The sequence below is a fragment of the Aminobacter sp. P4_H6_2 genome, from assembly GCF_056400805.1.
In genome coordinates, this window is the sequence record NZ_JBFUKO010000268.1 from 1 (window position 1) to 7,287 (window position 7,287).

At 61.2% G+C, this 7,287-nt stretch carries 5 protein-coding genes and 1 pseudogene; 4 read left to right on the forward strand and 2 right to left on the reverse strand.

Annotation, left to right across the window (positions count from 1 at the left end):
* The 3 genes and pseudogenes from AC1DUU_RS18510 to AC1DUU_RS18520 form a co-directional block, all read left to right on the forward strand.
* A pseudogene (locus AC1DUU_RS18510) lies at positions 1-736 on the forward strand (DNA primase); the annotation flags it as partial.
* Between the two features lie 324 nt (positions 737-1,060).
* A complete protein-coding gene (gene rpoD / locus AC1DUU_RS18515) occupies positions 1,061-3,088 on the forward strand; it encodes an RNA polymerase sigma factor RpoD (protein ID WP_476784866.1) in 2,028 nt (675 codons plus the stop codon).
* Positions 3,089-3,144: 56 nt separating this feature from the next.
* Positions 3,145-3,402 (forward strand): putative hemolysin, encoded by a 258-nt coding sequence (locus AC1DUU_RS18520; protein WP_476784867.1) that lies wholly within the window; start codon positions 3,145-3,147, stop codon positions 3,400-3,402.
* Positions 3,403-3,409: 7 nt separating this feature from the next.
* Here AC1DUU_RS18520 and AC1DUU_RS18525 read toward each other — a convergent pair whose 3' ends face one another.
* The gene (locus AC1DUU_RS18525) at positions 3,410-4,069 is read right to left on the reverse strand and encodes a methyltransferase family protein (protein WP_476784868.1); all 660 of its coding nucleotides are present in this window, start codon (positions 4,067-4,069) and stop codon (positions 3,410-3,412) included.
* 107 nt (positions 4,070-4,176) lie between these two features.
* Positions 4,177-6,339 (reverse strand): right-handed parallel beta-helix repeat-containing protein, encoded by a 2,163-nt coding sequence (locus tag AC1DUU_RS18530; RefSeq protein ID WP_476784869.1) that lies wholly within the window; start codon positions 6,337-6,339, stop codon positions 4,177-4,179.
* A gap of 377 nt (positions 6,340-6,716) precedes the next feature.
* Between AC1DUU_RS18530 and AC1DUU_RS18535 the strand changes: the two genes are divergently transcribed.
* A complete protein-coding gene (locus AC1DUU_RS18535) occupies positions 6,717-7,244 on the forward strand; it encodes a hypothetical protein (RefSeq protein ID WP_476784870.1) in 528 nt (175 codons plus the stop codon).
* Positions 7,245-7,287 lie beyond the last annotated feature (43 nt).

Sequence of the window (7,287 nt, forward strand, 5' to 3'; positions counted from 1 at the left end):
GATCAAGGACGAGAGTGTCCGCTACCACTACCAGCAGGAGATGCGCGAACGCGTGCTGAATTTCTTCGGCAACCAGCGCGGGCGCCAGCAGGGCCAGGGCGACCGCAACAAGGGGTCGTTCAACAAGGGCGGCGAGCGCGGCCAATGGAACAAGGGCGGCACGGGCGCCAAGGCCGGCCGGTTCGCCGTGTCCGAAAGCCTGGCGCGCTCGGCGATGGTCAAGCGCGCCGGCGGTATCATGCCGTTGCGCGAGGCAGCCCTTGTGGTGGCGCTTGTCAATCACCCCTCGCTGATCGACGAGAATTTCGAGCATGTCGAACGCCTCGACCTCAGCCATGGCGATCTCAAGCAGCTGCATTCGGTGCTGATCGACGCCATGGCGCATGGCGAGGCCAATACGCGCGAAGCGGTGGTGGCGGCGATCGAACGCGCGTCCTGTGCCGAGATGTGGGAACGTGCCGTGGCGCTGGCGCGACGCGCCCGGCAGTGGACGGCATTTGAGGATGCGGCGATCGAGGATGCCCGCGACGCCTTCGCGCAGGCGTTGCACTTGCACCGCAGCGCCCGCACCTTACATAAGGAGCTGAAACAGGCCGAGGCCGCGCTGGCTACCGATCCTACCGACGAAAACTACCGACATCTGGTGGAAGTTCAGGCGCAGTTTCATGACGTGCAGGCCACCGAAGCGCTTATCGAAGGCTTCGGGGTGTCGTCGGGTCGTAGCGGTCGCAACTGACGCGGCGGACCGATTATCCCGCATTTGATTCGCTTTTTTGGTGCGAATCATGCGAGAGGCGCTTGACCTTCCGACGGAATGACGGAATCAGGTCGATTCGAAAAAGTTAACCGGCGGCCGGGCCGCCAGTCGTGTCGATGGCCTGAAAATGCGGATTGGGGCGCTTGTCACTGGACAGGAAGATATTCCGCCACAGATATCACGGTTAATCTGGACTTAACACAGGTGCAGCTACTGGCAGTTCAGGCGCAGGTTCGATGAGCGCATCTGATTTGCACTGTCTAAGAGTTTAAGCGGCTGACGGGCCGCCTGGAGAAGCGAAGAATGGCGACAAAAGAAAAGGAAGAGGTCGAGACTGAACGCGAAGGCGCCCCAGACGGACCTTTGCTCGACCTTTCCGATGACGCTGTCAAGAAGATGATCAAAGTCGCGAAGAAGCGCGGCTATGTCACTATGGACGAGCTGAATTCGGTGCTGCCCTCGGAGGAAGTGACCTCCGAACAGATCGAAGACACCATGTCGATGCTTTCCGATATGGGCATCAACGTGGTCGAAGACGACGAGACCGGCGAGGAAGCCGAAGGCGAAAAGAGCGAGTCGGACGCCGAAGAAGACGCCAACGAGCTGGCCGAGCAGACTGGCACGGCTGTTGCTGCGACCACGACCAAAAAAGAGCCGACGGACCGCACCGACGATCCCGTGCGCATGTATCTGCGCGAAATGGGTTCGGTGGAGCTTTTGTCGCGCGAAGGCGAAATCGCCATCGCCAAGCGCATCGAGGCCGGCCGCGAGACGATGATCGCTGGTCTTTGCGAAAGCCCGCTGACCTTCCAGGCCATCATCATCTGGCGCGACGAACTCAACGAAGCAAAAATCCTGCTGCGTGAGATCATCGATCTCGAAGCGACCTATGCCGGCCCCGAGGCCAAGCAGGCGCCAGTGGTCGAGCGCGTCGACGAAGACGCCAAGGCCAAGACCGACGACAAGTCGCGTCGCGGTGGCCGTGATGAAGAAGACGACATCACCAATGTCGGCGCCGACACCCGCGGCGAAGAAGATGACGAGGAAGATGACGAGGCAAGCCTGTCGCTGGCTGCCATGGAAGCGGAACTGCGTCCGCAGGTCATGGAAACCCTCGACGTCATCGCCGACACCTACAAGAAGCTGCGCAAGCTGCAGGACCAGCAGGTCGAGAACCGTCTCGCTGCTGCCGGCACGCTGTCGCCGAGCCAGGACCGYCGSCTSAAGGAGCTGAAGGACCAGCTSRTCAAGGCGGTGAAGTCGCTGTCGCTCAACAACGCCCGCATCGAGGCACTTGTCGAGCAGCTCTACGACATCAACAAGCGCCTGGTGCAGAACGAAGGCAAGCTGCTGCGTCTCGCCGAAAGCTACGGTGTGCGCCGCGAGGAGTTCCTGCGCGAGTATCAGGGTTCGGAACTCGATCCGAACTGGACCCGTTCGATCGCCAACCTGTCCAGCCGTGGCTGGAAGGAGTTCACCAAGAACGAGAAGGATGCCATCCGCGACCTGCGCGCCGAAATCCAGAACCTCGCCACCGAAACGGCGATCTCGATCCTGGAATTCCGCAAGATCGTCAATCAGGTGCAGAAGGGCGAGCGCGAAGCAGCGATGGCCAAGAAGGAGATGGTGGAAGCCAACCTCCGTCTCGTCATCTCGATCGCCAAGAAATACACCAACCGCGGCCTGCAGTTCCTGGATCTGATCCAGGAGGGCAATATTGGCCTGATGAAGGCTGTCGACAAGTTCGAGTACCGTCGCGGCTACAAGTTCTCGACCTATGCGACTTGGTGGATCAGGCAGGCGATCACGCGTTCGATCGCCGACCAGGCCCGCACTATCCGCATTCCGGTGCACATGATCGAGACGATCAACAAGATCGTCCGGACATCGCGCCAGATGCTGCACGAGATCGGCCGCGAGCCGACGCCGGAAGAACTGGCCGAAAAGCTCGCCATGCCGCTCGAAAAAGTGCGCAAGGTGCTGAAGATCGCCAAGGAGCCGATTTCGCTCGAAACGCCTGTCGGCGATGAGGAGGATTCGCACCTCGGCGACTTCATCGAAGACAAGATGGCGATCCTGCCGATCGACGCGGCGATCCAGGCCAATCTGCGCGAGACGACCACGCGCGTGCTGGCTTCGCTCACCCCGCGCGAGGAACGTGTGCTGCGCATGCGTTTCGGCATCGGCATGAACACCGACCATACGCTCGAAGAGGTCGGCCAGCAGTTTTCGGTCACCCGCGAACGTATTCGCCAGATCGAGGCCAAGGCGCTGCGCAAGCTCAAGCATCCGAGCCGCTCGCGCAAGCTAAGAAGCTTCCTCGACAGCTGAGGATGGATTAAAAGAAGCCCGGGCAAAACCCGGGTTTCTTTGTTTTGGAGGGTGTGATGCGACAGCTTGTGAAAACAGCGACGGGCCTTGCCGCACTTTCATTTGTGATGATGGGTGCTGCTGCTGCTCCGGTGCAAAACCCTATCGGCATGGCCAACCCCGCTTCGGTTCATTGCGGCAATATCGGCGGACGTTCCGAGATCACCAAGGACAGCGCCGGCAACGCGTTGGGTTACTGCCATCTGCCTGATGGACGGATCTGCGAGGAATGGGCGCTGTTTCGCGACAAACAATGCGTTGCGCCGAAGGAGTGAGCGCCGCTCAAAAGAGGCCGGGTACGAGGCGCCAGGTACGGCTGACGTAGGCGTCGTATTCGGCGCCGAAATGTCCGCGCAACAGGCGTTCCTCCGACGCGATGCGCGCGAGCAGGGGCAGGAGGGTCAGCGCGGTCAGCACCAGGCCCACGCCTGAGCGGAAGACGAGCGCCCAGCCGAGCGAATTGACCAGCAGGCCGAGGTAGCTTGGATTGCGGATGACGGAATAGATGCCTGACGTGACCAGCCTGTGGCCCGGCTGGATTGCGACCAACCCGCTGAAACGATTGCCAAGCACAAAGACCGGCCACAGTCGCAGGATGCCGCCTGCGGCAAACAGGGCGACGCCGATCCACCGGATGGTGTCGCCGCCGATGGTCCAGACGTCGAGGCGGTCGGTGTAGGCGGGCAGGAAAACATTGAGCAGGGCGATTACGCCGAAGGCCGCAAGCACCCAGCGGTCGGAGCGGTCTTCCCGTTCGCCGGGGCTGAGATTTGCGTTGCTGAAAAGGGCGACTACCCACAGAACGATGGTGATGATGACGGCTGCGGTGCGCGCCGGATTTGAAAAGTACGCACTAATTCCACCAGCGCCGACAATCGCGAGCCCCAGGCTGACCAGCGTGCTTCCGACGGCAAGCAGGACAAGTTTTGGGGCAAGCGTCACGGCGGCCTCCGTTTCCGGCGCCGCCACTTATAGCAGAGCGCGCAGGCAACTGCGATTTTCTGCCATGGGGTGGCCCTCGCGAACGATGTCGCGAGGGCCGGTCATCATCACTTGCAGGAGGTCATCAGCTTGCTGGCGACGAGTTCGTTGCCATTGAGCGTCAGGACCGAGCCGGCACTCTGGGTCAGCGACGTGGCTGACCACTTGCCCTGGTCGGCGAGACAATTGAGTGGCGTGCCGACAACGGTGACGTCGCCGCGGATGTTCTCGGCCGGGCCGGAGAAATAGAGCCCGGCCTTGGCGGCATCTATGACCCGCATGTTGCCGAAGTCGATGTCCTTCACCGGACCGCCCAGGAATGACCACTCGCTGCCATAGATGAAGGCACCGTAGGTGCCAGCATTGGTGATGGTGACATCCTTGAAGCTGATGCCGGCGACCGGGTTGAGGAAGATGCCGGCGTTGCGCGTGCCGTCGACCTTGAGCCCGTCGACACGTACATTGGTGGTGACGGCCTCCTCAGGCAAGGTGCTGGAGGTGACGAGCATCAGCCCGTTGACCCCGCCCTTGAGCGTCATGTCGGTGATGGTCACATCGGAGGTGCCCTGAAGCACCACCAGATCCATGTCGAGCCCCTGCGCGGAATTGTCGATGGTGACCTTGTTCATCTCAACGTCGTTGGCTGCGACGAGCAAGATGCCCTCGCGTCGGGACTTGGAGATGGTGACATTGTCGATGGTGATGTCGTTGGCCGCGTTGGTGATGACAGGTGGCCAGCCTTTGTCATTGATACGGCTGCCGGCGAAGATGCCGTAGGTGACGCTGTCGATCACGGTATCCTGCACCGTGAGCCCGCTGGTGCCGAGCGCGCTGATCGCGGCAAAGGGTGCCAGGTTCGGCTTGCCCACCGCGAATTCGCAAGCGGTGTTGTTGTCACAGATGTAGAGGTCGTGGATGGAAGCGCCTGCGATGGTTGCGCCAGCCACGTTGTCGAGGCGGATGCCGTCGCCGGCGGTCTTCGAAATGTCCACGTTGCGGATCGATATGTTCGAGGTGCCATTGCTCGCAATGCCCGCGAGCCCGCCTGAAATGGCGAGGTTGGCGACCTCGCTGCCGGTGCCCATGGTTACGACGTTCGCAGTGGGATTGAGACCCCTGAGTGTCGTCGCTTGGCCGTCATTGCGGAAAGCGGCCACAAGCCGGCTGTTGGCGCCGCGCACAGCGATCGAACCGCCGCCGCCGAGCATGTGCTGATCGGCGCCGAGCAGCAATGTCTGGCCGAGCGAGATGCCGCCATTTGCCAGCACAAGCGCATTGGTGCCGGCGGTGGTGAGCGCCTCGTTGATAGCCGCGGCGTCGCCTGTGGCGGCCGAGATGCTGACGACTTTGCCGATAGCGTTTCCATTCGAGACGAATTCCGCCGCCTCGACAGCGCCCGTAGCACCAGCATGGGTGCGGACGAAATCGGCCCGCTCGACGCGCTGGAACATCGGGTCGAAGGCTGCCTTGCTGTTGCTGTTGCCGCCAAGGGGCACACGCAGGCGGGCGGTGAAGCCAAACTCCGTGCGGTCTTCGTTGTCGTATGAAACCGAGGTGCCAAGCGACAGCGTCGAGCCGGAAACGCCGGGCAGGCCGGCGAAGGTGAGTTCGGCGCGTGCCTTGACGCCCAATGTGTCGTCGATGCCGTCGCCCTCATACCAGTAGCTGCCGCCGAAAACCTTCATCTGGGCTTTCATGTCGTCGGGGAAGATCGGAACGCGCACGCCTGCTTCGATGTCCGCGCCGCCGCGCGCGACTTCGCGCCCGCCCTGGAACTTGAGCTCATTGCCGGAGATGAAGGCACGGCTCAGGTTTTCGACCTGCTTGGCGTCGGTCAGCGGCAGGTAGACGTTGGTGCGCGCCTCGAAGCTGTTGCCGATGACTTCCGCGCCGAAGGACAGCTGGTGGAAGCTATTGCCGAGGTCGCTGTTGAAGATGTCGAGATAGCCATAAGCGCCGAGCAGCCAGTCATTGCCGTAGCGGTGGCGGTAGCCCATGCCGAACGACGCCTGCCGCGCCGAGCCTTCGATAAAGCTGCCGCTGGCATCGAAGAAGACGCCGTCGCCGCTGTCGAGCAGGAAGGGCATGAAGATGCCGAGCCCGCCATCACCTTGGCCGTAGGCGAGGTTGCCTTCAAATTCGATGATGGGCTGTTGGGCTTGCGCAAGCGCATAGGAGGAGAGAGCGGTGCTGGAGACCAGCGCCGCTGCAAACAGGCTTGGGAATTTCATGATGGTACTTGCGATTCCGTTTGAACGACCGCGAGGTACAATACATGATTAAAAGAGTCTAGTTATTGACGTCATGCGGCTGTGGACGGAATTTCCTCTAACATTTCAATAAGATATCTCTAATGGATCGAAAGCTTGCATTCTTGCTGCGCAAGCCCTTGCGGACGCTGGGGTATGGGCGGCAGATGCGGAGGCTGCGGCGTCCTGGTAGGGCAATTTGGCAATCGGTAGGGCCAACATTGATTGCGGCGCTGCGCTTCCCAAAGCAAAAAAGGGCAGCCAAGGAAACGACCAATCGCTAATAAGCCTCGTTCATCATGCGTTCAAGACGCGGCTTTTAACGTCGATCAGCACAACGAACCAAGGACATATATCCAGTGTCAATCGCCCACACCCTTACGATGCGGACGGCTTTCGCATCCATTTGCGTCGCTGGTCTTGCTGCGACCGTGTCGACGTTCACCCCCAGCCCTGCCTCCGCTCAACAGCAGCGCCTGGTCCGCTGCGCATCGGAAGGTGGCACATGTCGGCTGCCGTTCCCGGCTGAAGTCGTCTACGGCGCGCAAGGCAGGACCACATCGCGCTTTATCGATGAACCGGCAGTGCGCTGCTCAAATCGCGTATTCGGCGACCCGGCACCGGGCCTGCGCAAGGAGTGCTACATCGTGCAACGCGGCAGAGGCGGTCGCGACAATGGTGGCGAATACGGTGAACCTCGTCGCAACAGGTGGGTTGTTTGCGCAAACGAGAACCAGTTCTGTGACTTCTACGGCCGCAAGCGCGTTCGCTACGGGACGATCGGACAATATGAAGAAGGTGTCTTCCGCGACGGCGTCGACTGCGACAACGATACGTTCGGCGACCCGGCGCCCGGCACCCGCAAGCGTTGTTATGTTCAGGACTAAGCCTGCGGGCCGGCTGTGAAGCCAAGATCGAGACTTTCAACGG